This is a genomic window from Methylosinus sp. Ce-a6 (assembly GCF_009811655.1).
Classification (GTDB): domain Bacteria; phylum Pseudomonadota; class Alphaproteobacteria; order Rhizobiales; family Beijerinckiaceae; genus Methylosinus.
The window spans coordinates 143,991-168,543 of sequence record NZ_BGJX01000006.1; the positions used below are offsets into that span (position 1 = coordinate 143,991).

General features: G+C 66.7%; 20 protein-coding genes. 8 read left to right on the plus strand and 12 right to left on the minus strand.

Translation table 11 applies throughout. The features are described from left to right. Positions 1-82: 82 nt before the first annotated feature. Genes Mspo_RS19850 through Mspo_RS06250 form a run of 3 tightly spaced genes read left to right on the plus strand, consistent with a single transcriptional unit; the run spans position 83 to position 1,639 of the window. Positions 83-229: a hypothetical protein gene (locus Mspo_RS19850; RefSeq protein WP_244613191.1), complete on the plus strand. Its 147-nt coding sequence runs from the start codon at positions 83-85 to the stop codon at positions 227-229. Beyond that, entirely contained in the window at positions 226-519 is a 294-nt protein-coding gene (locus tag Mspo_RS19855; protein ID WP_244613193.1) for a hypothetical protein, read from the plus strand. The genes Mspo_RS19850 and Mspo_RS19855 overlap by 4 nt, the downstream gene beginning before the upstream one ends. Before the next feature lie 10 nt (positions 520-529). Next, positions 530-1,639: a GTP-binding protein gene (locus Mspo_RS06250; protein WP_159727919.1), complete on the plus strand. Its 1,110-nt coding sequence runs from the start codon at positions 530-532 to the stop codon at positions 1,637-1,639. Positions 1,640-1,762: 123 nt separating this feature from the next. Here Mspo_RS06250 and Mspo_RS06255 read toward each other — a convergent pair whose 3' ends face one another. The 4 genes from Mspo_RS06255 to Mspo_RS06270 all read right to left on the minus strand — a co-directional run bounded on the left by Mspo_RS06255 (position 1,763) and on the right by Mspo_RS06270 (position 6,221). Continuing rightward, entirely contained in the window at positions 1,763-3,139 is a 1,377-nt protein-coding gene (locus Mspo_RS06255; RefSeq protein WP_201281641.1) for a class II 3-deoxy-7-phosphoheptulonate synthase, read from the minus strand. A gap of 152 nt (positions 3,140-3,291) precedes the next feature. Continuing rightward, positions 3,292-4,548 (minus strand): polyhydroxyalkanoate depolymerase, encoded by a 1,257-nt coding sequence (locus tag Mspo_RS06260; RefSeq protein WP_159727923.1) that lies wholly within the window; start codon positions 4,546-4,548, stop codon positions 3,292-3,294. A gap of 146 nt (positions 4,549-4,694) precedes the next feature. Then, a complete protein-coding gene (gene cbiB / locus Mspo_RS06265; RefSeq protein ID WP_159727925.1) occupies positions 4,695-5,669 on the minus strand; it encodes an adenosylcobinamide-phosphate synthase CbiB in 975 nt (324 codons plus the stop codon). Between the two features lie 3 nt (positions 5,670-5,672). Beyond that, a complete protein-coding gene (locus tag Mspo_RS06270) occupies positions 5,673-6,221 on the minus strand; it encodes a YbhB/YbcL family Raf kinase inhibitor-like protein (protein WP_159727927.1) in 549 nt (182 codons plus the stop codon). A 106-nt stretch (positions 6,222-6,327) separates the two neighbouring features. On the opposite strand from Mspo_RS06270, the gene Mspo_RS06275 reads away from it, so the two are divergent. Together Mspo_RS06275 and Mspo_RS06280 are read left to right on the plus strand one after the other, a co-directional pair. Continuing rightward, entirely contained in the window at positions 6,328-7,455 is a 1,128-nt protein-coding gene (locus Mspo_RS06275) for a cobalt-precorrin-5B (C(1))-methyltransferase (protein ID WP_159727995.1), read from the plus strand. 10 nt (positions 7,456-7,465) lie between these two features. After that, positions 7,466-8,911: an MDR family MFS transporter gene (locus Mspo_RS06280; protein WP_159727929.1), complete on the plus strand. Its 1,446-nt coding sequence runs from the start codon at positions 7,466-7,468 to the stop codon at positions 8,909-8,911. Positions 8,912-8,918: 7 nt separating this feature from the next. Here Mspo_RS06280 and Mspo_RS06285 read toward each other — a convergent pair whose 3' ends face one another. The 5 genes from Mspo_RS06285 to Mspo_RS06305 all read right to left on the minus strand — a co-directional run bounded on the left by Mspo_RS06285 (position 8,919) and on the right by Mspo_RS06305 (position 13,714). Continuing rightward, positions 8,919-9,548, minus strand: coding sequence for a hypothetical protein (locus tag Mspo_RS06285; protein ID WP_159727931.1), 630 nt, complete (start codon positions 9,546-9,548; stop codon positions 8,919-8,921). 215 nt (positions 9,549-9,763) lie between these two features. Beyond that, entirely contained in the window at positions 9,764-10,597 is an 834-nt protein-coding gene (locus Mspo_RS06290; RefSeq protein WP_159727933.1) for a molybdenum storage protein subunit alpha, read from the minus strand. Positions 10,598-10,608: 11 nt separating this feature from the next. Then, on the minus strand, positions 10,609-11,421 hold the full coding sequence (locus tag Mspo_RS06295) for a uridine kinase (protein ID WP_159727935.1): 813 nt from the start codon (positions 11,419-11,421) through the stop codon (positions 10,609-10,611). A gap of 581 nt (positions 11,422-12,002) precedes the next feature. After that, the gene (locus Mspo_RS06300; RefSeq protein WP_159727937.1) at positions 12,003-12,386 is read right to left on the minus strand and encodes a hypothetical protein; all 384 of its coding nucleotides are present in this window, start codon (positions 12,384-12,386) and stop codon (positions 12,003-12,005) included. A 194-nt stretch (positions 12,387-12,580) separates the two neighbouring features. Then, positions 12,581-13,714 (minus strand): DUF4424 family protein, encoded by a 1,134-nt coding sequence (locus tag Mspo_RS06305; RefSeq protein ID WP_159727939.1) that lies wholly within the window; start codon positions 13,712-13,714, stop codon positions 12,581-12,583. 170 nt (positions 13,715-13,884) lie between these two features. Here Mspo_RS06305 and Mspo_RS06310 point away from each other — a divergent pair, with 170 nt between their 5' ends. Beyond that, entirely contained in the window at positions 13,885-14,382 is a 498-nt protein-coding gene (locus tag Mspo_RS06310; RefSeq protein ID WP_159727940.1) for a PAAR domain-containing protein, read from the plus strand. A gap of 9 nt (positions 14,383-14,391) precedes the next feature. Here the strand turns inward: Mspo_RS06310 and Mspo_RS06315 are convergent, their stop codons facing one another. Beyond that, complete coding sequence (locus Mspo_RS06315; protein WP_159727942.1) at positions 14,392-15,048, minus strand: DUF4384 domain-containing protein; 657 nt, start codon at positions 15,046-15,048, stop codon at positions 14,392-14,394. A gap of 16 nt (positions 15,049-15,064) precedes the next feature. Next, positions 15,065-15,985 carry a hypothetical protein gene (locus tag Mspo_RS06320; protein ID WP_159727944.1) on the minus strand — a complete coding sequence of 307 codons (921 nt, stop codon included), beginning with the start codon at positions 15,983-15,985 and terminating at the stop codon, positions 15,065-15,067. 409 nt (positions 15,986-16,394) lie between these two features. Here Mspo_RS06320 and Mspo_RS06325 point away from each other — a divergent pair, with 409 nt between their 5' ends. Beyond that, positions 16,395-18,026, plus strand: a complete 1,632-nt coding sequence (locus tag Mspo_RS06325; RefSeq protein ID WP_159727946.1) for an FMN-binding glutamate synthase family protein — start codon at positions 16,395-16,397, stop codon at positions 18,024-18,026. Between the two features lie 421 nt (positions 18,027-18,447). After that, a complete protein-coding gene (locus Mspo_RS06330) occupies positions 18,448-19,911 on the plus strand; it encodes a methyltransferase domain-containing protein (protein ID WP_159727948.1) in 1,464 nt (487 codons plus the stop codon). Positions 19,912-20,203: 292 nt separating this feature from the next. Here the strand turns inward: Mspo_RS06330 and rpoC are convergent, their stop codons facing one another. After that, entirely contained in the window at positions 20,204-24,394 is a 4,191-nt protein-coding gene (gene rpoC / locus Mspo_RS06335; RefSeq protein ID WP_159727950.1) for a DNA-directed RNA polymerase subunit beta', read from the minus strand. Positions 24,395-24,553 lie beyond the last annotated feature (159 nt).

The window sequence follows — 24,553 nt, forward strand, 5'->3', positions numbered from 1 at the left end:
TTGCGTATTCTGTCTCTCTGTGCTCTCGGCCGCAGCGGATGATATCCCACATCGCAAGGCCGGGCTCTGGCGGATCGAGCACATGTCGCAGGGCGTTCCCTCGCCGCTCGGCGCGATGGAAATGTGCGTCGACGAGAAGACCGACGACATCATGCGCCAGCGCTTCGGCGACCGGGAGCAGAAATGCGAGAAGACGAGCTTCGGCGCGAGGGCGACAAATATCGCATGAGCGCCGTCTGCGAAATGGAGCAGACGGTGGCGACGACGGAAGGGACCTTCACCGGCGACTTCAATTCCGCCTATCGCGCCGAGATCCACGTCGCCTTCGACCCGCCGCTGCATGCGCGCGCCTCCTCCGACATAATAATGGAAGCGAAATGGCTCGGCCCCTGCAAGCCGGGCCAGAAACCGGGCGACATGGACGCGCCGGGGCTGAAGGCGGTCGGTGGGCCGGGCGGACAGATGAACATTCGAGAGCTCATGAAGATGCGCGACCAGCTCCGCAAGGGCGCGCAATAGGAGTTACGCCTTGACCGACAAGATTCCCGTCACCGTCCTGACCGGCTATCTCGGCGCCGGCAAGACGACGCTGCTGAACCGCATCCTCACCGAAGAGCACGGCCGGCGCTACGCCGTCATCGTCAATGAATTCGGTGAGATCGGCATAGACAATGACCTCGTCGTCGGCGCGGACGAGGAAATCTTCGAGATGAACAACGGCTGCATCTGCTGCACCGTGCGCGGCGATCTCATCCGCATCATCGAAGGCCTGCTGAAACGTCGCGGCAAATTCGACGCCATCATCGTGGAGACGACGGGCGTCGCCGATCCCGCGCCGGTGGCGCAGACCTTCTTCGTCGACGCCGATGTGAAGGAGGCCGCTCGGCTCGACGCGGTGGTCACGCTCGCCGACGCGAAATTCCTGGCCGAGCGTCTCGCCGACGCGCCGGAGGCGAAGAGTCAGATCGCCTTCGCCGATGTCATCGTGCTGAACAAGACCGATCTGGTCACGAGCGAGGAACTCGCCGAGGTGGAGGGGCGCATTCGCGCGATCAACCCCTATGCGACACTGCATCGCGCTGTGAAGGCGGAGGTGCCGATAGAGGCGGTGCTGGAGCGCAACGCCTTCGATCTCGATCGCATCCTCGAGATCGAGCCGCGTTTCCTCGAGATCGAGGAGCATGACCACCACGATCACGACCATCATCACGGGCATGATCACGAGTGCGGGCCGGACTGCGGCCACGATCATCACCATGAGCATGACCATCACGATCACGCGCATCATCACGACGACCACGGCCATGGCGGCGGGCTGAAGCATTATCACGACGAGGAGATGGGCTCGGTCTCGCTTCTTCACGAGGGCGAGCTCGATCCCGATCTCTTCGTGCCGTGGCTGAATGAATTCGTTCAGCGCGAAGGTCCGGACATTCTGCGCTGCAAGGGCATCGTCGCCTTCACGGATGAGCCGAAGCGATTCGTCTTCCAGGGCGTGCATATGATCCTGGACGGCGACCTGCAGCGCGAATGGCGCGCCGATGAGAAGCGCAGCGCGCGCCTCGTCTTCATCGGCCGCAAGCTGAAGGAGGAGGCGATCCGCGAGAGCTTCGAAAGGGAAGTGCTTCGGCGGGCGTAGGAGGCCGTCAGTGCGAGGAGCGTAAGCGACGAAGCAATCCAGAGCCGCCCCACGGCTCTGGATTGCTTCGCTGCGCTCGCAATGACCTCTCGCGAGTGGTGAGGGGAGCGCCCTCCACCCGTGCTATTCCGCCGCTTCCTTGTCCTGACGCGCGAGGCGCTCGGCCTTCAGCAATTCCGCCACCAGGAAGGCGACCTCGATCGCCTGCTCGGCGTTGAGGCGCGGATCGCAGGTCGTGTCGTAGCGCATATGCAGCTCGTGCTCGGAGAGCTCGCGCGCGCCGCCGATGCATTCGGTGACGTTCTGCCCGGTCATCTCGAGGTGAATGCCGCCGGCATAGGTTCCTTCGGCGCGGTGGACGTCGAAGAAATTGCGGATCTCCGCCATCACGCGGTCGAAAGGCCGAGTCTTGCGGCCGCCGGCGCTGATCGTGTTGCCGTGCATCGGATCGCAGCACCAGACGACATTGCGCCCCTCGCGCGCGACGGCGCGCAGGATCGGCGGCAGCGCCTCGGCCGCCTTGTCGGCGCCGAAGCGGCAGATGAGCGTCAGCCGCCCGGCCTCGTTCTGCGGATCGAGCTTGTCGATGAGGCGCAGCAGCGCGTCCGGCTTCAGGCTCGGCCCGCATTTGAGGCCGATCGGATTCTGCACGCCGCGGAGATATTCGATATGCGCGCCGTCCTCCTGGCGCGTGCGGTCGCCGATCCAGAGGAAATGGCCGGAGGTCGCGAAATAGCCGCCCTCAAGCGAATCGACGCGCGTCAGCGCCTGCTCATAGCCGAGCAGCAACGCCTCGTGCGAGGTGTAGAAATCCGTCTGCCTGAGCTCCGGATGATGCTCCGGATCGAGGCCGATGGCGCGCATGAAGCCGAGCGTCTCGCTGATATGGTCGGCGAGCTGCGAATAGCGATCGGAGAGCGGGCTGTTACGCACGAAGCCCAGCATCCAGCGATGGGCGTTGACGAGATTGGCGAAGCCGCCGGTCGCAAAAGCGCGGATGAGATTGAGCGTCGCGGCCGATTGCCGATAGGCCATCATCTGCCGCTGCGGATCGGGCGTGCGCGCCTGCGCCGTGAATTCAATGTCGTTGACGATGTCGCCGCGATAGCTCGGCAGCTCGACGTCGCCCTGCTTCTCGAAAGGCGCGGAGCGCGGCTTGGCGAATTGGCCGGCGATGCGGCCGACCTTCACCACGGGCGAGGCCGCGGCGTAAGTGAGCACCACCGCCATCTGCAGGAAGACACGGAAGAAATCGCGAATGTTATCGGCCGAATGCTCGCTGAAGCTCTCGGCGCAATCGCCGCCCTGCAACAGAAAGGCGCGGCCGGCCGCGACCTCGCCGAGCGCGCGCTTCAGGCTGCGCGCCTCGCCCGCGAAGACGAGGGGCGGAAATCCGGCGAGCTGCCGCTCGACTTCCGCGAGCGCCGCCTGGTCCTGATAGACGGGCGTCTGCTCGATCGGCTTCGCTCTCCAGCTTCCCGGCGTCCAATTCTCCACGATCGTCTCGCTCCTGCTTCCCGCGCGGCCGCTTCCCTGCCCGCGCCAGCTATACAGGACCGGGACGGGGGACGCGACATTTTTGCCGCCTGCGCGCCGGCCGACCTCGAGCGCGGCCGTCGGACTCGCAGACGGGGAGCGGCGAGAGACGCGCTTTACGCGGTCTCCACTCGGGCGAAGAAGTCGCAGATGCGCGGGACGATGTCGCGGCGGAAGCGCGAGCCGTTGAACACGCCGTAATGGCCGACGCCCTCCTGCAGATAATGCTGCTTGCGGGCGTCGGGGATGTTCAGGCAGAGCTCCTGCGCGGCGAAGGTCTGGCCGACGCCGGAAATATCGTCCTTCTCGCCCTCCACCGTCAGCAGAGCGGTGCGACTTATGGCCGAAAGATCGATGATCTCGCCGCGATGGCGCAATAGCCCGCGCGGAATCTCGTGGCGGATGAACACCTTCTCCACGGTCTCCAGATAAAATTCCGCGTCGAGGTCCATCACGGCGAGATATTCGTCGTAGAAATCGCGATGCTTTTCGGCCGAGTCGCCGTCGCCCTCGACGAGATGGTTGAACATTTCGAGATGAGCGGCGACATGCCGCTCGAGATTCATCGCCATGAAGCCCGAGAGCTGCAGGAAGCCCGGATACACCTTGCGCCCGAGCCCGGCGTGGGGAAAGGGCACGGAGTGGATGCAATTGCGATGGAACCAGTCGACGCCGCGCTCCACCGCGAGGCGGTTGACCGCCGTCGGGCTGCGGCGCGGATCGATGGGTCCGCCCATCAGCACCATCGAATCCGGCGCGTCGACGCCGCCCTCGCCATCCAGCGCCGCGACCGCGCAGATGAGCGGCACGGAGGCCTGACAGACGCCGAGCGTATGCAGAGGCGTCCCGTCATGGCGCTTGGAGAGCAGGCGCAGCGCGTCGATCAGATAGTCGATGTAGTCGTCGAGGCCGAAGACGCCCTTCTCGATCGGCACGGAGCGGGCGTCGCTCCAATCGGTGATGTAGACGTCGTGGCTCGGCAGGAAAGCCTCGACCGTGCCGCGCAACAGCGTCGCATAATGGCCGGACATCGGCGCGACGATGAGCAGCTTCGACTGCTTCGGCGCCTCGCCCTGAAACTGGCGCCGGAAATGCATGAGCCTGCAGAAGGGACGGTCCTCGACGATCTCCTCGACGATGGGCGTGGCGACGCCGTCGATCTGCGTCTGCGAGAAGCCGAAAGCCGGCTTGCCGTAACGACGCGTCATGCGCTCGAAGAGCTCGGCCGCCGCAGCGACCCCGCGGCCCACGGAGGTGTGCGAGAACGGATTGAACGGGTTCTTGAATGTCGTGAGAGTGGCGTCCGACATCGCCCTCGCCGGGGCGAACGCCAGATGCATCATCTCGTACAACTGGTAAGACAGCCGGTCCATTTCGCCACGCTCCCATTCATGCGCCGCGCCCGCTCGTCGCGGGTTCTTTTGCTGCGCACAAAGAAAGAAACTATAGCATAGTCAAGCTGGAATGAAATGAATTCTGGCAATGAATTGCGCTAGGCGCCGAAATTTTTCTCTTATGCCTATTTATTCAGCAGCAGGGCCGCGCTCGCAAACAGACCGATCAACATGGCCGTCGCGGCCCAAAAAATTCTAAGAGCGCGACGAATGTCGACCGGCGCGGCGTCGCAACGGCCCGCGCCGAGCCAGGCGCCGTCCACCTCCAGCATCCTATAGGCCCGCGGACCGCCCAGCCTCAAGCCGAGCGCGCCGGCCATCGCCGCCTCCGGCCAGCCGGCGTTGGGCGAAGCATGTGCGCCCGCGTCGCGGCGGCAGGTCGAGATCGCGGCTGCGAAGGAGGCTCCCGTCAGAGCCGCGCCCGCGGCGAGAAGGACCGCCGAGAGGCGCGCGGCCGGGAGATTGAGGAGATCGTCCAGTCGGGCGCTCGCCCAGCCGAACGCTTCGTGTCGCATCGTCCTGTGGCCTATCATGCTGTCGGCCGTGTTTACAGCCTTGTATATGAGCGCTCCGGGCAGGCCGAACAAGATCGTCGCGAGCGCCGGGGCGACGACGCCATCCGAGAAATTCTCGGCGAGACTTTCGATCGCCGCTCGGCTCACGCCGGCCTCGTCGAGCCGCGAGACGTCGCGGCCGACGATGCGCGCGACGCTGGCGCGGCCGCGCTCCAAAGAGCCGTCGAGCTCGTCCGCGACATTCTTCACATGCGCATAGAGGCTGCGCTGCGCATAGAGGCTCGAGGTCAGCACGGCGAGCGGCAGGAGGCCGAAAGGCAGCGCGAGGCAGACCCGCTGCAACAGCAGGCCCGCGCCGAAAGCCACGGAAACGACGATCATGATCGCGCCGACGCCGGCGAGACGGCGCAGCAGCTCCGGCGCGCCGTCGCGATTGAGCAGGCGGTCGAGCGCCGCGATCAGCGCGCCGATCCAGGCGACCGGATGGCCGATCGCGGCGAAGAGCGGGGGCGGATAGCCGACCGCCGCCTCGATCGCGAGGCCGAGCGCGGCGAGCGCCAGATGATCCGCCAGAGCGTCGAGCAAAAGTCAGCGGCCGTAGAGGCCGGTGAGGCTCGCCTTGGCGAGGACGTTCTGATTGACGATGAAGCCGACGAGCGAGGCCGTCGCGCCATCGGGCGCCTCCACCTTCTCGACGCCGAGCGCATAGACGGTGAAGACATAGCGATGCGGCGGATCGCCGACCGGCGGGCACGGTCCGCCCCAGTGGGAAAAGCCATAGTCGCTGCGGATCTGCTTCGCGCCCGTTGGCAGGCCGGCGCCGTCCGCCGTTCCGGCGCCCTGCTTCAAAGAGCGCGCGGAGGGCGGAATATCGACGACGAGCCAATGCCAGAAGCCGGCGCCGCCGGTCGGCGCGTCCGGATCATGGCAAAAGAGCGCGAAGCTCTTCGTGCCCGCCGGCGGCTCGCTCCAATTCAGCTCCGGCGAGACATTGTCGCCCGTCCCGCCGAAGTCGTTGAAAACGAATTTGCGGTCGATGGTCGCGCCATCGGCGATATCGGGGCTCGCGAGCGCGAAACCGCCGCCCGCAGCCTCCGCCGGCGCGAGGACGATCTGGAATTCGAGAAGATTGCGCATTTTGGCCCCCCTGTCTCGCGGATGACGACGGCGTGGTTCGCCCGCCGTCTTCTAGTCCAACTCGCGCGCAGTGTCGCGAGGGGACAATGCGGTTTATGTGTCGGCCATGACAGATGCGCCGAACAAACCGCCGCTGCGCCGCGGCTGGACCACGGGCGCCTGCGCCACGGCGGCGGCGCGGGCGGCTTTTTCCGCGCTCGTCACAGGCCGCGAGCCGCCCGATCCCGTCGAGATCGGCCTGCCGGGCGGCCGCCGCGTCGCCTTCGCCCTCGCCGAATTCACGCGGCGGGAAGACTATGCCGAGGCCGGCGTGGTGAAGGACGCCGGCGACGATCCGGACGTCACCCATGGCGCGCTGATCCGCGCGCGGGTGCGGCGGGCGGCGGCGGGCGCCGGGGTGACCTTCGCGGCCGGCCCCGGCGTCGGCATGGTGACGCGTCCCGGCCTGCCGCTGCCGCCCGGCGAGCCGGCCATAAATCCGGTCCCCCGCGCCATGATGCGCCAAGCGATCGCAGAGGCCGCCGCCGAGCTCGGCGCGACGCCGGACGCCACAATCGAAATTTCCGTCGACAAGGGGGAGGAGCTCGCCCGCTCGACGCTCAACGGACGGCTCGGCATAATCGGCGGGCTCTCCATTCTCGGCACGACGGGTATCGTCGTGCCCTATTCCTGCTCCGCCTGGATCGACGCCATCCATCGGGGCGTGGACGTCGCCCGCGCCTGCGGCCTCGCGCATATCGCCGCGACCACCGGATCCACCTCGGAAGAGGCCGTGCGCGAGCTCTACGGCCTGCCGGAGGCGGCGCTGATCGAAATGGGGGATTTCGCCGGCGGGCTGCTGAAATATCTACGCGCGCATCCGGTTCCGCTCGTGACGATCGCCGGCGGCTTCGCCAAGCTGACCAAGCTCGCGCAAGGGCGCCTCGATCTCCATTCCGGCCGCTCTTCCGTCGATCTCGCCGATCTCGCGACCACCGCGCGCGACGCGGGCGCGCCGGAGGCGGTCTGCGAGGCGATCCGGAACGCCAATAGCGCGCTCGAGGCGCTGGCGAGCGCGCGCGCCGTCGGACTGGACCTTGCTTCGCCGATCGCGCGCCGTGCGTGGGACGCCGCCGCCGGCGTTCTCGCAAATGCGGCGACCAGGCTCGAGATCATCGTCGTCGGCCGCGACGGCGCCATACTCGCGCGCTCTTCCTGCCGGCCGGCGATTCGAGCAGAGGACGAAGCCGAGTGAGAGTGAACAAGTGAACAAGCCCGCTTTCGGATTTTCACGCACGGATCTCACCCGCGGCGAAATTCTGACGATCATGGTCGGGCTCGGCCTCGCCATGCTGCTCTCGGCGCTCGACCAGACGATCGTCGCCACCGCGCTGCCGACGATCGGCCAGGACTTGGACGATTTCGCCCATCTGCCCTGGATCGTCACCGCCTATCTCATCGCCGCCACCACGGTGACGCCGCTCTATGGCAAGCTCGCCGATATTCACGGCGTGCGGGTGATGCTGCTCATCGGCATATTCACTTTCGTGCTCGGCTCGATCTTCTGCGCGCTGTCGCCGAGCCTCACGGCGCTAGCCGTCGCCCGCGCCGTGCAGGGCATGGGCGGGGGCGGGCTCATCGCGCTGGCGCAGACGATCATCGCTGATCTCGTCAGCGTGCGCGAGCGCGGCCGCGCGCTCAGCTATTTGTCCATCGTCTTCGCCGGCGCCAGCGTCGGCGGCCCGATCCTCGGCGGCGTGTTCGCCGAATATCTGCATTGGTCGCTGATCTTCTGGATCAATCTGCCGCTCGGCCTCGCCGCTTTCTTCATGACCTATTTCAAGCTGGGGCGGCTGCCGCTACGCCGCCATCCGCATCGCGTCGATCTCTTCGGCGCGGCGCTGCTGGTCATCGCCTCGATCGCCTCGCTGCTGGCGCTCTCCTGGGGCGGCGTGCGCTATCCCTGGAGCTCGACGCCCATTCTCGCTCTGCTCGCCGCGGCGCTCGCCGGCTGGACGGTCTTCGCCTGGCGCAACAAGACGGCCGAGGAGCCGCTCATTCCGCTCGCCGTGCTCGCCGACGCGGTCATTCGCAACGCCATTCTCGCCGGCGGCTTCGGCCTCGGGACCTTCGTCGCGCTGACCATGTTCATGCCGATCTATTTCGAGGGCGCGCTGCGCCTTTCGGCCGATGAGTCCGGCTTCGCGCTGATCCCGCTCACAGTGGCGACGGTGACGGGCGCCGCGATCTCCGGAAGGCTGCTCAGCCGCGTGCGTCACTACAAGGCCGCGCCGCTCGCCGCGCTCGCCGCGGCCTTCGTCTCTCTGCTCGCTGCGCGGCAATTCCTCGCCGATCTGCCGCTCGCGGCGCTGGACGCGCTGCTGGCGATCGTCGGCCTCGGCGTCGGAGCCATGCTGCCGGTGACGACCGTCTGCGTGCAGAGCGCGGCGCCGGGGCATGATCTCGGCACGGCGACGGCGGTGATGCAATTCTCGCGGCAGCTCGGCGCCGCGCTGATCGTCGCGGTCTTCGGCGCGATCGTGATCGGCGCCGGCCATGGCGCGCTCGTGGCGCAAGCGGCGACCGGCGCCGATGTCGAGGCGTTGCGCGAGACCTTTCGCGCCGCCTTTCTCGTCGGCGCATTCTTCATCGCACTGTGCTTCTTCTTTCTCGCGCGGATGGAAGAGAGGAATTTGCACGGCGAGGGATGAGGCCTCCTCACCCGTCATGCGTATATTGCGCGCCGAGCAGCATCCCCGAAAAGCCGCCGGGCGCGCTCGCCGGATAGGCCGGATGCAGCGCCACGGAGAGTCGCAGCGCGGCCCATTCCGCGAGCCCCACCGTCGGGATCGCGACGTCGCCGCGCTGATATTGCGCCAGCAGCGTCCGCGCCACTAGCTCCGCTTGCGCGTAAATGCCGGGGCCCGCCCAGCGCGGCTTGGGCAGGCCGGTCATGCGGCAATAGAGCGCCGAGCAGACATAGGCCGAGGCCTCCTCCGCATTGCCGTCGATCCCCGTGCGCAGCAGATCATAGGCGCAATGCAGGCTTTCATGCACGACGAAGCTGCCGTCGAGACGCCCCACAGTCGAGCGCACCTCGAGCGTATTTGCCGCCACCGCCGTCCCATCGGCGCGGGTGCGCGCGACGTCGTTATATTGCGCGGCGACTCCGGCCGCGAGATCGGTGGGGACGGCGACATGTACCGCGCCGGCGCGAATCGCGCGCGAGACGCGATGAAAGGTCTGCGGCGCGATCGTCACATTGCTCCCCGCGATCGGAAATCGAAACCGTATGCGCGCGACGGTGGAGCCTTCGAGAATCGCGATGACGTGAGATCTCAGCGACATATTGTCCCCCTTCTCGAATGACGAGCTGAACAATTCGGGCCGCCGGCTGAAACTCACGAAAGTCGGGAGACCGATGCCGCCAATTTGACAGCGCGCGGCCATCGGGGCTGTGCGGCGGCGCACTTCGTAAAGGCTCTCGCGGAGCCGTTTCCAAGAGAGAGAGGGAGAGGGACGCGGACCGAGAGGCGCGGTTCCGCCCCTCGGCCCTGATTTTTTCAGCTGTTCCGCCGCGCGGCGGTGTGGATGAGCGTGCCCACATGCTCGCCGCGCAGAGCGGCGGTGAGCCGGCCGGGGACGAGGCCGTTCACGATCTGAACATGCTCGATGTGACGCGCCGTCGCCATCACCTCGAGCATTGCGCGGTCGAAAGGCAGCGTTCCCTTGTGCTCGGCGAGCTCGGCGGCGCTCGTCTCGCGGATGAGCTGCGCCTTGTCGCCGTCGGAGCCGTTGGGATCGCAGCTATAGACGCCGTCCACATCCTCGACGATGGTGAGGCCGGCCGCCCCATAGGCGTCGGCGAGCAGGAAGGCGCCCGTGTCGGCGCGATGCGGCGGAATGCGCGAGCCGGGGAGCTCATGGTGGTGATAGGGCGGAAAGGCGCTCCCCACCAGGGCGCGGGTCGCGCTCAGATGGACCGCGAGCTGATTGGCGATCGTGGGATGCTCGATATAGGAGACGCCCTCCGGCGCGAGCAGCGACGCGAGAATATGACCGTTCTGCCCGGCCTCGCTCGCGGCGAGCGGCGCGAGCGAGCCGACCGGCAGGCCGAGATCGAGGCCGACGCCGTAGAGGTGGCGCGCGCGCACGCCGGCGCCGGTGAGGAAGAGCAGGCGATGCTCGGGCATCAGCCTTCTGATCTCCTCCACCAGCGGCAGGATCGCCTCGGCGCCGCGATCCATGATCGAGCGGCCGCCGATCTTCACCACCTGCAGCCAGGGCAGGACGCGAATCGGCCGCTTGCCGGCGACGGGGCGGGTGAGCTCGGAGTCGAGAAGCGTCTGCCGCGCGAGCGGAGACGCGACATGCTTGATGTTGTAATCATGAGTCATGGTCGTAGGTCTCAGCTCGCGGTAATGATAGTGCCGACATGCTCTCCGCAAAGAGCGCGGGTCAGATTGCCGGGGACGAGGCCATTGACGACCTGCACCTCCTTGATGTGACGCGCCGCCTTCATGAGATCGAGCAGCGGGAATTCGAGAATCGAATCCTGGAGACCGCGATCCTTCATCTCGTCGACAGAAATCTTCGGGATGAATTTCGCGTTCTTGTCGGTCTTGGGATTGGCGGTGAAAAGGCCCTGCTCGTCCTTGACGAAGATCATCGCCTTACAGCCGAATTGCTCGGCGACGAGGAAACAGCCGGCGTCGGTGCGATAGGGCGGAATGACGCCCTCGGCCGCCGGACGCATCCAGAGATTATAGGGCGGCATGCCGCTGAACACGACGGCGTTCACCTCCTCGAGATAGAGCGGCGCCGCCGAGAGGCCGGCGTTGCCGACGGCGGAAATTCCGTGCTTGGCGAGAAGCTGCCCGAGCATCGCCGCATTCTGATCGGCGACCGAGGCGCCGAGCTGCGAGAGCACGCCCGCCGGCAGGCCGACTCCCGCCGCGATGGAATAGAGATGCCGCGCGCGCGTGCCCGCGCCCGTGCCGATCAGCATCTGATGCTGCTTGCGCGCGTTCACGATCTCGTCCACCAGCGGATAGACCGCCGAGCGGCCGCGGTCGATGATGCTCTGACCGCCGATCTTTATGACTGACGCATCCGGGAGGATGCGAAAATCCTCAGCCTTGTCGGTCGCCGCCAGAAGGTCCGCGTCGGTGAGCGACCGCTGCATGAGGATCGCCTCGAGCTCCGCTGTCGTATGGGCCATATAAACGCCTTTCGTCGTTTCGCCTTATGTCATCGCTTACGAGTGTTCAGGTAGAACTCGCCGGGCCGGCTCGCAATATGCGAAAACAGTGCGCCGCCGCCGGGAAAGACGTGAAAGACGCTCTTCTTTTGCCTCGCGGGAAAAAACGCCGAAGAACGCGGCGCCGCATGGTCGGCGTGGTCGACGCGACAAGGTCGCGCGATGCTTGCCTTTGCGCCTGCGGCGCGAGTTCGGTCACAGGACCTTCATTGCGCCGCCATCGCGCCGAGATTGGCCGCCGATCGTTTCCCTTCCGGCGCCTGCGCGGAGCGCGCCTCGCCCGCGTCCAAATGGGTACGGCCGTTTTCATGTTTTCGGCGTTCGGCGCTGTCGCCGAGGATCTCTTCCGAGGCGCTCGGAAGCCCCCGGTTCGAAACGCGGACGAAAAAAGCCGCGCCTCTAGAGCGTTTCCAGCCGAAGTGGACGCCCGTTCGGCGTTGGAAGCGCGTCAAAACGAAAGCCTAGAGTCTTTCGGTGTTTCGATGAAACACGGAAAGACTCTAGAGGCGCGGCCGCACGGAGGGTCGAAGGAAGGTTTCGGCTCAGAAGCCCACGCCCACCAGCACGAAGCGGGGGCAGGTGATCACTTCGCAGCGCCGCGGGGCGGGACGCAGCGCCTCCTCCGGCGCGGGCAGGATCGGCGCGCGCGCCACGATGCGGCGCGGCGGACTCGATCGAAGCGCGAGCGCGCCCGGCCGCTGAGCGATGTGGCGGGCCTTCTGATGAATGGCCGGCCGTGTGGCGAGCGAGCGGTCCACGATGGGAGGAAGCGGAGCCGCCTCGACGACCGGAACGGGCTTGGAGGCGCCGACCTCGAGCTGGGCGACGGAGACGCGAGTCAAATCCGCGGGCGTGGCGGCGGGCCATTCGAGCGCCTGGGCGGAAAAGGAAACGCAAGTCGCGAATATCGCCGCAGCAAGCCGCATGGCGTCATCCTTTCGTCTTTGAAGTCGTCGCCTCGGGCGATCCCACCCGGACCATCGAAATCCGATAAATCAGCACGTGCGCGCGAAACCACGCCGACATTACGATGCCGGAAACCCTTGCGAAAGCGTTCACACGCTTCAATGTCGGCCACATTAGACGATTTTGGCCGCCTTGGCCAGCGCGGGCCGCCCGCTCAATCCTCGGGGCCGAGCAAAAGCACGCGCAAGACGCCGGAGGGTCGGAAATCGGCGGCGCGCATCTCGAAGGCGGTGGGCGAGAGTTTCTTCAGATCGGCGAGACAGAAGCTCACGAGCCGCGTCGGCTTTCCCTTGTCCACGACGAGGCGGAACTGGCGCGCCGGCGTCGAGGGCGCGCCGGCGCTGAGATCGAAAGAAATGCGCCGCTCCCGGAGATCGGCGACATTGGCCTCCGGAAAAATACGAATCGCCGGCTGTTTTCTCGCGGCGTCGGTCGCGACGGGCTCCGGCGCGGCGCCGTCAGTGGGAGGAGCGACCGCCTCCTGCGCCGCCGCGCGACGCGCCGCGGCGGCGGAGACCATCTTGTCCACGCCGGCCAGAAAGCTGCGATCGAGGCAGTAATCGGCGCGGCGGCGGTCCACCTCCTGCGCGAGCTGCTTGGACGAGCGCAGCGGCTCGCGCAGCACGGTGTCGCGAGCGACGCCGACGCTCGAGCGGAAGCGAAACTCCACGAGCGCGCTCTGGCCGGGCGCGAGCTCCAGCGCGCGCGACGCCGAGGCGCGAACCGACCAGCGCGGCGAATAGATCGGGTTTCCCGCCTGGTCGGTCCCGTTCTCGATGATGATTCCGTCCTTTGCGAGCCTCGCCCGCGCATCCGCCGGCAGGGCGGCAAGCCTGTCGTGAAAGAAGCCGACCGGAACGAGCGGAAGTCCGCCGCGCCGCAGCGCCGCGGTCACGTCCTTGCCGTCGACGACGGCGCTCTGCGTGACGGAGAGCGGAGCGGGCTTTTGATCGATCGTGGCGGCGAGGCCGATGTAATTCGTCGGATCCGAGCCCGGAATGGACCAGAGCGCGTCGGGATCGGAAAAGTCGATCTCGGGAAGCGGAAAGATCAGCGTCGTGCGCACAGGCGCCGATGTCGGATTGGCGATCCGATATTTGAGCGAAATATTCTGTGGCCCGAGCGCGAGCTCCATCGACTCGACGCCGAGCCCCGCCGCCTCGAGGCTCGCGAGCTCCGGCCCGCGATGGAGGAGCTCCTGCAGCGTTTCCTCCGCTCGCGCCGGGCAGGAGCCCAGCGCAAAGACCGCCGCCGCCAATCCGACGCTGCGCAGGAAGAATGAACGCATCGACGAAAGCCTTTCATTGCGCGTCGTCGCGCCGCCGCGACGCCCGAAATGCGGGGAGAATATCGTCTCTTGCGCGAAAGCGATATGGGCGCGCGCACAGCGCGGTTGACCTCGACGGGCTATCGAATAGGCTGACAGTCCTTATTCGAAATCATTGGAGGAGCGGACATATGGGACGGCCGGCTGCGCGCGTGAGCGATCCCGTGGCCCATCCGCTGCCGCCGGTGCTGACGCCCGGCCCCGGCAGCTTCAACGTCTTCATCGGCAAATTGCCGGCCTGGCGCGGCGTCGGCGGCGCGGCTGCGGCGGCCATTCAATCCGCGAAAGCCATATCCGACGCGGCGATCCAGACCGCGGAGGCGGCGACGCTCGCCGCCGCCGGCACGCCGGGCGCCCCCGCCGCCAAGGCCGCCGAGGAGGCGACCAAGGCCGCGGCGGCCGCCAGCATGGGCTCGATGATCAGCGGAGCCGCCGGCGGCGCCGATATTCATATGTGCGCGACGCCGCTGCCGATCCCGCCGCATGGGCCGGGCGTGGTGGTGGACGGCTCCACCAGCGTCTTCATCAACGGCCTGCCCGCCTGCCGGCAGGGCGACACGATCGTCGAGGCCGTCGGCCCGCCGAACAAGATCGCCATGGGCTGCCCGACGGTGTTCATCGGCGGCTGACGAGACGCTTCACTTGATTCCATAGAATTTCGTCGCGAACGCCCATTTCGGCGCGCGCGCCGAAGGCTCGCCCTCCGCCGGCAGAATTTGCAGCATGCGCGTCGAATCCTTCACGAAATCGGCGGCCTTGGTCTGCCCGGCGAGCGCCGCCGGCACATCCGGCAGATCGACGATCTGCAGCGGCGCGTCGCTCAATATCGCGACCACCATGCCGACGCCCGTCGGCGGCGAGGCGACGAAGCGATAGGCGGACCTGCCGCCCGCGTCCGGCAGCGTCATCGACTGGCCGGCCTTCAAAAAATTGGCTTTCTCATCGACTCCGGCGGGATCGGCGAGCGTCACCATATTGGGAAATATCTGCGAGAGCTTTCCCTGCGCGTCGACGTCGACCAATATGACATAGCCGGCTTTCTCCGCCGTCACGCGGAAGCTCATCGGCGCGCCGAGCGCGAATTCGTCCTGCGGCAGCACATCGACGCGCACGCCGGACGCGCTTTTGGCCGGCTCCTTGGGAATGGCCGGCGCCGGCGTCGGCGGGGCCGGCGTCTCGGTCGGCGGCTCGTCCAGAACGCGCACCGAACGCGTGGCGTCCCGCGGCTCGGCGCGCGCCGAAAGAGCGCCGCTCGACAGGAAGCAGAGAAGCGCAAGACCAAGACGCGCGATCATCGCTTTCGCCTCCTCCTCAACGAATGGTGAAAATGCCGACAGTGCCGAGCTGGACGTCGCCGCCGGCGAACTGGGTCAATATGTCGACGACCTTGGCGGGATTGCGCAGCCGATCGAGCTGGCGCAGCGCCTGCTCGAGCTGCGGCAGTCCGCGCGTCGAGGCGACTGCGACGATCTGATCGGCGCCGAAGGGTTCGCCCGCGAGGAAATTCAGCCGGTATTCCGACGATTGCACGACGCGCGGGTCCGAGGCGAGCGGATAGAGCAATTGCAGCACGCCGTCGCCGGTGAGATCGAACAGCAGGAGATTGCGGCCGGCGACGCCGCCGATGACGATCTCGACGCGCTCGCCCTTGCGATGCAGCCCCTCGGGCGAAACGCGGATCGGCAGCGGCCCCTTGCCGGCGACGAGCTTCAGCCAGCGCACCGTCGCCGCGCGGTCGATGACGACATCGAGCTCATGGGCGTCGATGTTGTGCGCCAGCACGTCGCCGCCGGCGAGCGCGTCGCGCGTCGCCGCGTCCCAGATGATATCCGCCGCGGTCTCCGCGCCGACTAATACGAAAGGCGCATGTGCGCCCACGCCCGTCCCACGCTCCGCGGGCGCGCCGCGCACGGCGAGGCGGATCGGCTCCTTGGGCCTCGGCGGCAGAGCGACGGGCTTTGCCGGAGGCAGGCTTTGTCCCGGCGTGATCGCCATGGATTTGGGAGTCAGCGGCGTGATGCTGAGGCCGCCGCCTGAAGGCGCGGCGACATCCTCCTCTTCCCCGGCCGGCGGCGCGCCGACCGCCTGCACGCCGACGCCGCGGCCGAGATCGCGCGTCTCCTGCGCAGCGGCGAGAGGGGAGAATGCGAGCAGGACGATCGCCAGCGCCGCGCCGGCGCGCCTATTCGCGCGGCCCGGAAAAGCGGCCGAAGTGGCGGGAAAAGCGATCATGCGCGCGACGGATCTCGAAAGACGCAAAAGGCCGGAGCAAGCGCGCCGAGACTATCATTCGCGCCGCAGCGCCGGCAAGCGCGGGCGGCCGGCGAGGACAGGGCGATCGGTTGAACGATGAACCTCGCAGCTTGGGCGATTCCATCCCTCTCGAGGGGGAGGTCGAGCGCCGAAGGCGCTCGGGAGGGGTGACGCCCCGAGACTCGGGGGCTCACCCCATCCCGGACGGTTTCACCGTCGGACCCTCCCCGTGAAGGAAAGGGTGAGCCCCGCCGCCTCGTAGAGCGTGAGCGTTGTAAAAAGAAATAGGAAGCATTCGTCCCGCCGCCGCAGAAAAGCCGTCGATCGGCGCTCTAGGCGCGGCGTGCGCGTCACATTGCGCGAGGAGATTGCGCGAGGAGATTTCGACATGCTGCGCCTGCTCATTCTCTCTTTCACGCCGCGCTTCGTCGCGCTCACGCTCTGCGTCGCGGGCTTTCTCGCCTGCGCTTTCGCGGCGAAAGGCGAGTGGTCGAGCCCCTTCTTCCTCGCGACGCTCGCCTTCGGCGCCCTCTCCACGCTCGGCGCGCATGATCTCTTTCAGCGCGAACATGCGATTTTGCGCTCTTATCCCATCTCCGCCCATCTGCGCTTTCTGCTCGAGAATGTGCGGCCGGAGCTTCGGCAATATTTCTTCGAGGACAATAAGGACGGCCGCCCGTTCAGCCGCGACAAGCGCGCCGTCGTCTATCAGCGCGCCAAGATGAACATAGACAAGCGCCCTTTCGGCACCGAGATCGACGTCTATGAGGAGGGCTTCGAATGGCTGCGCCACTCCATAGCGGCGCGGCCCATCTCACACGAGCATTTCCGCACGCGCGTCGGCGCAGGCTGCGCGCGCCCTTACGACATTTCGCTGCTGAATATTTCGGCGATGAGCTTCGGCGCCTTGAGCGGCGCCGCCATTCGCGCGCTCAATCTCGGCGCGCGCAAGGGCGAGTTCGCGCAGGACACGGGCGAGGGCGGCTTCAGCCCCTATCACGCGGAGAGCGGCGGCGACATCGTCTGGCAGATCGCCTCCGGCTATTTCGGCTGCCGCACGCTCGCGGGCGCTTTCGATCCGGAGAAATTCGCGACGATCGCCGGCAATGAGCAGATCAAGATGATCGAGGTGAAATTGAGCCAGGGCGCCAAGCCCGGCCATGGCGGCGTGTTGCCGGCGGCGAAAGTGAGCGCGGAGATCGCGCGCATTCGCGGCGTGCCGATGGGCGAGGATTGCGTGTCGCCGGCGGCGCATTCGGCCTTTTCGACGCCGATCGAATTCTTGCAATTTCTGGCGCGGCTGCGCGCGCTCTCCGGCGGCAAGCCCGTCGGCTTCAAGCTCTGCGTCGGCCAGCCCTGGGAATTTCTCGCCATTTGCAAGGCGATGCTGGAGACGGGCCTTCATCCCGACTTCATCGTCGTCGACGGCAAGGAGGGCGGCACCGGCTCGGCGCCGCTCGAATTCATGGATCATATCGGCATGCCGATGCGCGACGGCCTCGCTTTCGTGCATCATGCGCTGATCGGCGTCGGCCTGCGCGACGCCATCCGCATCGGCGCTTCCGGCAAGATCGCCACCGCCTTCGACATGGCGCGGACGCTCGCGCTCGGCGCGGATTGGTGCAATAGCGCGCGCGGCTTCATGTTCGCGCTCGGCTGCATTCAATCGCTGTCCTGCCATACGGATCGCTGCCCGACCGGCGTCGCCACGCAGGATCCGACGCGCGCCCGTGCGCTCGTGGCGCCGGACAAGGCGGAGCGCGTGCGCAATTTCCATCGCGCGACGCTCATCGCCCTCGCCGAGCTCGCCGCCGCGGCCGGCCTCGACCATCCGAGCCAATTCGAGCCGGAGCATTTCTGCCGCCGCATTTCCCCGCATGAGGCGGCGACTTTCGCCGATCTCTATCCCGCTCCGGCGCCGGGCGCTTTTCTCGCCGGCGAGATGGACGCGCGTTTCGCCGCCGCATGGCGCCGCGCGCGGCCCGAGTCGTTTCGGCCGGCGCCGCTCGCGACGGCCTGAGCCGCCTCGAAGTGCGCACGCCTCACCCTCCCCTTCAGGGGGAGGGTCGCCGCGCGGCGGCGGGGTGGGGTCACGCCCGCGACTCGGCGCGCCCCCTTCCCGCTCGCCTTCGGCGATCGATCTCCCCCCTCGAGGGGGAGGTGGAGACGACCGGTTTCTATGTGAATGCTTCGCATTCCGCATGGTCGTCAATGGGAGGAGCGGGGCGACGAAGCAATCCTTCAGCCGCCCCACGGCGCTGGATTGCTTCGCTCCCAATGACGGACGGAGCGGTCATCGCTTCTTCGAGCGAAGCGATCACACGAAAACGATATCGCTCGATCGCCGAGCGCCTTGCCACGGCGTGCGAATTCATCGAGGATCGCCGCATAAGAAACGAAGTTCGATCGTCGCCCCGAGCGCCTCGATTGCGAGCATTCACATGACCAATGTCTATGACGAGCAAGACTATCCTTACGCCGTCCGCCATTGGACGCATCCGACGCAGCTCGGCGCCCTGTCGCGATTGATGGGGCGCGCCGCCGCGCCCTTTGAGGATTGCCGCGTGCTCGAGATCGGCGCCGGCGACGGCGTCAATCTCGCGAGCATGGCCATAGGCGCGCCGCGCGCGCAATTCGTCGGCGTCGATCTTTCAGAGCGCGCCGTCGCCGCGGGCCGCGAGCTGATCGCGGCGGCGGGCGTCGCCAATGTGCGGCTCGAATGCGTCGATCTGCGCAATTTCGAAGCGGAGCCGCAGTCCTTCGACTATATCGTCGCGCATGGCGTCTACGCCTGGGCGCCGAAGGATGTGCAAGAGGCGCTGATGGCGCTGTGCGGGCGGCTCTTGTCGCCGCGCGGCGTCGCCATGATCAGCTATAATGCGCTGCCGGGATGCCGCTTGCGCCAGGGCGTGCGCGACATGCTGCTTTCCGCCGTCGCCGGAATTGAGGAGCCCGAGCGCAAGATCGCCGCGGCGCGGGCGGCGGCGGCTTTCCACGCCGAGCAATGGTCGGCGAGCGACAACGCCTTTCGCAAGGCGCTGGAGCTCGAGGCGCGCGATTTTCTCGGCCGGCCGGACGGGCTCATCTTTCATGACGAGCTCGGCGAAATCTACGATCCGCAGCTCTTTAGCGACGTCGTCGCGAAGGCGCGCGCGCAGGGGCTCGACTATCTCTGCGACAATGATCCCTCGCTCGTCGAACATGCGCTGTTCGAGAGCGAGCTGTGGAGCAAGGCGCTGCCCCTCACGGGCGGCGATCAGATCGCCTATGAGCAGACGCTCGATTTCGTCGAGACGCGGTTTTTTCGCCGCAGCCTGTTCTGCCGCGCCGGCGCGCCGCTCGAGCGACGCTTTTCGCCCGAGCGTCTCGCCGGCCTCTATCTCGAGGCGCCGCTCGAGCCTTTTATCGACGCGAGCGTCGCCGAGGGCGAATTCGCCTTCAAGACCGCGCGCCAGGGCGAGGTCTCGACGCGCGATCCCGCTTTCGGCGCGGCGATGCGGCGGCTCGGCGAGGCCTATCCGCGCGCGCTCGCCATAGACGAGATCGCCGCTGAGGCGCCTGCCCGCGCGGCGCTGCTGCGGCTCTATGTGGGCAATATGGCGCGGCTGGCGACGGAGCCTTTTCCCGTCGGCCGCGACTGCGGCGACAAGCCCTTCGCCAATCCGCTGGCGCGCGCCCAGGCGCGGCTCGGCCTCGGCTCGGTGACGAGCTATCGCCATTCGCAAGTGCAGCTCGAGGGCGACGACACGCGCCGTTTCCTCGATCTTCTCGACGGAACGCGAAGCGTCGACGAGCTCGTCCGCGCAATGTCCGAGAGCGCATCGGCGCGCGACGACACCGGCAAGCTCGTGGACGCCGCGCTTCGAACCTTCGCGCTCTGGGGATTGACGCGCGCGCCCGGCTGACCGGTTCCTTTTCGAAGGATCGTCATATGTGGACGGCCCCTGAAGGCGAGCGTTCTAGCTCTGAGCGCATGGCCGCTGGCCCGGATGGCGTGCGGCGGCCTCGGTCCCTTTCATCGCGGCGAGCTCGATGCTCCTGACGACGGGCGGGGGATTCTGCCGCGGCGTCACATAGCGACGAGCGGAGCGACGACGCGATCCGGGGGCCGCTCCATGGCTCGGGATCGCGTCGCTGCGCTCGCGATGGCGGGCGCGGGCGGACATCGTCCCGCGCTGCCATCCCCGAGCGAGCCCCTCATTCCGCCGCGGCGGGCGGCAGGCGCGGCGTCGTCGGGCGCGTCTCGGCTTCGGCGGCGCGCTGGGTGATGATGAGATCGTCGCGGCCGGAGGCGATGCCACGGAACTTCGACATGGCGGCGCCCGTGCCCGCCGGGATGAGCCGGCCGACGATCACATTCTCCTTCAGGCCGACGAGCGGATCGACCTTGCCGTTGACGGCCGCCTCGGTGAGCACGCGCGTGGTCTCCTGGAAGGAGGCCGCCGAGAAGAAGGAGCGCGTCTGCAGCGAGGCCTTGGTGATGCCGAGCAGCACAGGCGTGCCATGCGCCGGCTTCTTGCCCTCCTCGAGCGCCTTGGCGTTCGCCTCCTCGAGCTCGGTGAGATCGACCTGCTCGCCATCGAGGAAGCCGGTGTCGCCCGCATCGACGATATCGACCTTCTGCAACATCTGACGCACGATCACCTCGATGTGCTTGTCGTTGATGTTGACGCCCTGCAGCCGGTAGACCTCCTGGATCTCGTTGACGAGGTAGGCGGCGAGCTCCTCCACGCCCTTGATCGCCAGAATGTCGTGCGGCGCCGGATTGCCGTCGACGATATAGTCGCCCTTCTCCACGACGTCGCCGTCCTGGAGATGGATGTGCTTGCCCTTGGGGATCAGATATTCGACCGGCTCCGCGCCCTCCTCGTGCGGGACGATGGAGACGCGCTGCTTGTTCTTATAGTCGCGGCCGAACTGCACCGTGCCGGAGACCTCGGCGATGATCGCATGATCCTTCGGACGGCGCGCCTCGAAGAGCTCGGCGACGCGCGGCAGACCGCCGGTGATGTCGCGCGTCTTGGCGCTCTCCACGGAAATACGCGCGACAATGTCGCCCGCCTTGATCTGCCCGCCGGGCTCGACCGCGATGATCGAATCGACCGGCAGCGTGTAGCGTGCGTCGCCGCCGCGCTGGAGCTTCGCCACCTTTCCGTCGGCGCCCTTGATGACGATCGCCGGCTTCAAGCTCGCCGAACGCGTGTTGAGACGCCAGTCCATGACGACGCGCTTGGTGATGCCGGTCGATTCGTCCGCCGTCTCCGACACCGACTGGCCTTCGACGAGATCCTCGAAACCAATGGCGCCGTCCACCTCGCTGACGATGGGACGCGTATAGGGGTCCCATTCCGCGATGCGGTCGCCGCGCTTGATCTTGTCGCCCTCGTCGACCTTCAGCTTGGCGCCGTATTGGATGCGGTTGACGGCGCGCTCGACGCCGTCCGGCCCGACGATCACCGCGGCGACATTGCGCGCCATGACGATGAGATCGCCATCCGAGTTGCGCGCCACATGGCGGTTGCGGATATGGACCGAGCCTTCGAAATTCGACTCGATGAAGGACTGGTCCGCGAGCTGCGCCGCGCCGCCGATGTGGAAGGTGCGCATGGTGAGCTGCGTGCCCGGCTCGCCGATCGACTGCGCCGCGATGACGCCCACCGCCTCGCCCATGTTGACGGGCGTGCCGCGGGCGAGATCGCGCCCGTAGCATTTGGCGCAGACGCCGTTCTTGGCCTCGCAGGTCAAGACCGAGCGGATCTTCACCTCCTGAATGCCGGCGGCGTTGATAGGCTCGATATGCCACTCCTGGATCATCTCGCCATTCGGCACGATGACCCTGCCCTCCTGATCGCGCAGATCCTCCGCCGCCGTGCGGCCGAGAATGCGCGAGGCGAGCGAGGCGACGACCTGACCGGCGTCGATGATCGCCCGCATGCGGATGCCCTTCTCGGAGCCGCAGTCGGTGGTGGTGATGATCGAATCCTGCGCGACGTCGACGAGACGACGCGTGAGATAGCCAGAGTTCGCGGTCTTCAACGCCGTGTCCGACAGGCCCTTGCGCGAGCCGTGGGTCGAGTTGAAGTATTCGAGAACGGTGAGGCCCTCTTTGAAGTTCGAGATGATCGGGGTCTCGATGATCTCGCCCGAGGGCTTGGTCATGAGGCCGCGCATCGCCGCGAGCTGCTTCATCTGCGCGGGCGAGCCGCGCGCGCCCGAGTGGGACATCATATAGATCGAGTTGATCGGCAGATCGCGGCCGTGCTCGTCCTTGCGGACGGCCGAGATGCGCGCCATCATCTCCTCGGCGAGCTTCTCCGAGCATTTCATCCAGGCGTCGACGACCTTGTTGTATTTCTCGCCCTGGGTGATGAGGCCGTCGTTGTACTGCTGCTCATATTCCTTGGTCGCGTTGCGCGTCTCGGTGATGATGCGCTCCTTCGTCTCCGGCACGACCATGTCGTCCTTGCCGAAGGAGATGCCCGCCTTGAACGCCTCGCGGAAGCCGAGCGCCATGATGCGGTCGCAGAAGATGACCGTCTCCTTCTGACCGCAGTTGCGGTAGACGGTGTCGATCATGTTGGAGATTTCCTTCTTCGTCATCAGCTTGTTGGCTGCGTCGAAGGGAATCTTCGGATTGCGCGGCAAGAGCTGGCCGAGGATCAGACGGCCGGGCGTCGTGTCGAAGATCTTCGACACGCGATCGCCCTTGTCGTCATAGGTCCAGGCGCGGCCCTTGATCTTGGTCTGCAGCGTGATCGCCTTGGCGGCGAGCGCATGTTCGATCTCGCCCTGATCCGCGAAGACCATGCCCTGGCCGGGCTCGCCGTCGCGCTCGAGCGAGAGATAATAGAGGCCGAGAACGATGTCCTGCGACGGCACGATGATCGGCTGACCATTGGCCGGATGCAGAATGTTGTTCGTCGACATCATCAGCACGCGCGCCTCGAGCTGGGCCTCGAGCGACAGCGGCACGTGCACGGCCATCTGGTCGCCGTCGAAGTCGGCGTTGAAGGCCGCGCAGACGAGCGGATGCAGCTGGATCGCCTTGCCCTCGATCAGCACCGGCTCGAAGGCCTGAATGCCGAGGCGGTGCAGCGTCGGGGCGCGATTGAGCAGCACCGGATGCTCGCGGATCACCTCGTCGAGGATGTCCCAGACCTCCGGCTTCTCCTTCTCGACCAGCTTCTTGGCCTGCTTCACCGTGGCGGAGTGGCCCTTCGCGTCGAGACGCGAATAGATGAAGGGCTTGAACAGCTCGAGCGCCATCTTCTTCGGCAGGCCGCATTGATGCAGCTTGAGCTCCGGGCCGACGACGATGACGGAGCGGCCGGAATAGTCGACGCGCTTGCCGAGCAGATTCTGGCGGAAGCGGCCCTGCTTGCCCTTCAGCATGTCGGCGAGCGACTTCAAAGGTCTCTTATTGGCGCCGGTGATGACGCGGCCGCGGCGGCCATTGTCGAACAGCGCGTCGACGGCCTCCTGCAACATGCGCTTCTCGTTGCGGATGATGATGTCCGGCGCGCGCAGCTCGATCAGCCGCTTCAGACGATTGTTGCGGTTGATGACGCGGCGATAGAGATCATTGAGGTCGGAGGTCGCGAAGCGGCCGCCGTCGAGCGGGACCAGCGGGCGCAGATCCGGCGGAATGACGGGGACTTCCTTCAGGATCATCCATTCGGGGCGGTTGCCGGACTGGATGAAGGCCTCGATGATCTTCAGGCGCTTGGCGAGCTTCTTGGGCTTGAGCTCGGTCGTCGCCTCGGCGATCTCCTGGCGCAGCCGCGCGGCGATCCCCTCGAGGTCCATCGACTCGAGGATCTTGCGGATCGCCTCGGCGCCGATCATCGCCGTGAAGTGATCCTGCCCGTATTCGTCCTGGGCGCGCAGATATTCGTCCTCGGTGAGGAGCTGACGCTCCTTCAAGGGCGTGAGGCCCGGATCGATGACGATATAGCTCTCGAAATAGAGGATGCGCTCGAGGTCCTTCAGCGTCATGTCGAGCAGAAGGCCGATGCGCGAGGGCAGCGACTTCAGGAACCAGATGTGGGCGACGGGGGCGGCGAGCGAGATATGGCCCATGCGGTCGCGCCGCACGCGCGCCAGCGTGACCTCGACGCCGCATTTCTCGCAGATGACGCCCTTGTATTTCATGCGCTTGTACTTGCCGCACAAGCACTCGTAATCCTTGATGGGCCCGAAGATGCGCGCGCAGAACAGACCGTCGCGCTCCGGCTTGAAGGTGCGGTAGTTGATCGTCTCCGGCTTCTTGATCTCGCCGAACGACCAGGAGAGGATTTTCTCGGGGCTCGCGATCGAAATCTGAATCTGGTCGAACGCCTGCGGCTGGACGACCGGATTGAAGAGATTCATGACCTCTTGCTGATTCATGGTCTTCTCCTAGAGACGCAGGACGGATAGCGCTGTGCTCGCCATCTCTGTCCGTCGCGCCCATAAACTTCGGTGCGCACCCCTCTCCCGCTTGCGGGAGAGGTGGCCCGGCGGAGCCGGGTCGGGTGAGGGTCCTTTTCAGGCTCGCGCAAGTGGCGC

What these genes read in the sequence shown, in the direction of transcription:
- Mspo_RS19850 (WP_244613191.1), top strand. Translation starts at nt 83, where the DNA reads ATGTCGCAGGGCGTTCCCTCGCCGCTCGGCGCGATGGAAATGTGCGTC.
- Mspo_RS06295 (WP_159727935.1), bottom strand. Translation starts at nt 11,421, where the DNA reads ATGGCCCATACGACAGCGGAGCTCGAGGCGATCCTCATGCAGCGGTCG.
- Mspo_RS19855 (WP_244613193.1), top strand. Translation starts at nt 226, where the DNA reads ATGAGCGCCGTCTGCGAAATGGAGCAGACGGTGGCGACGACGGAAGGG.
- Mspo_RS06260 (WP_159727923.1), bottom strand. Translation starts at nt 4,548, where the DNA reads ATGGACCGGCTGTCTTACCAGTTGTACGAGATGATGCATCTGGCGTTC.
- Mspo_RS06320 (WP_159727944.1), bottom strand. Translation starts at nt 15,985, where the DNA reads ATGATCGCTTTTCCCGCCACTTCGGCCGCTTTTCCGGGCCGCGCGAAT.
- Mspo_RS06300 (WP_159727937.1), bottom strand. Translation starts at nt 12,386, where the DNA reads ATGCGGCTTGCTGCGGCGATATTCGCGACTTGCGTTTCCTTTTCCGCC.
- Mspo_RS06315 (WP_159727942.1), bottom strand. Translation starts at nt 15,048, where the DNA reads ATGATCGCGCGTCTTGGTCTTGCGCTTCTCTGCTTCCTGTCGAGCGGC.
- Mspo_RS06285 (WP_159727931.1), bottom strand. Translation starts at nt 9,548, where the DNA reads ATGTCGCTGAGATCTCACGTCATCGCGATTCTCGAAGGCTCCACCGTC.
- Mspo_RS06275 (WP_159727995.1), top strand. Translation starts at nt 6,328, where the DNA reads ATGACAGATGCGCCGAACAAACCGCCGCTGCGCCGCGGCTGGACCACG.
- rpoC (WP_159727950.1), bottom strand. Translation starts at nt 24,394, where the DNA reads ATGAATCAGCAAGAGGTCATGAATCTCTTCAATCCGGTCGTCCAGCCG.
- Mspo_RS06270 (WP_159727927.1), bottom strand. Translation starts at nt 6,221, where the DNA reads ATGCGCAATCTTCTCGAATTCCAGATCGTCCTCGCGCCGGCGGAGGCT.
- Mspo_RS06325 (WP_159727946.1), top strand. Translation starts at nt 16,395, where the DNA reads ATGCTGCGCCTGCTCATTCTCTCTTTCACGCCGCGCTTCGTCGCGCTC.
- Mspo_RS06310 (WP_159727940.1), top strand. Translation starts at nt 13,885, where the DNA reads ATGGGACGGCCGGCTGCGCGCGTGAGCGATCCCGTGGCCCATCCGCTG.
- Mspo_RS06290 (WP_159727933.1), bottom strand. Translation starts at nt 10,597, where the DNA reads ATGACTCATGATTACAACATCAAGCATGTCGCGTCTCCGCTCGCGCGG.
- Mspo_RS06330 (WP_159727948.1), top strand. Translation starts at nt 18,448, where the DNA reads ATGACCAATGTCTATGACGAGCAAGACTATCCTTACGCCGTCCGCCAT.
- Mspo_RS06305 (WP_159727939.1), bottom strand. Translation starts at nt 13,714, where the DNA reads ATGCGTTCATTCTTCCTGCGCAGCGTCGGATTGGCGGCGGCGGTCTTT.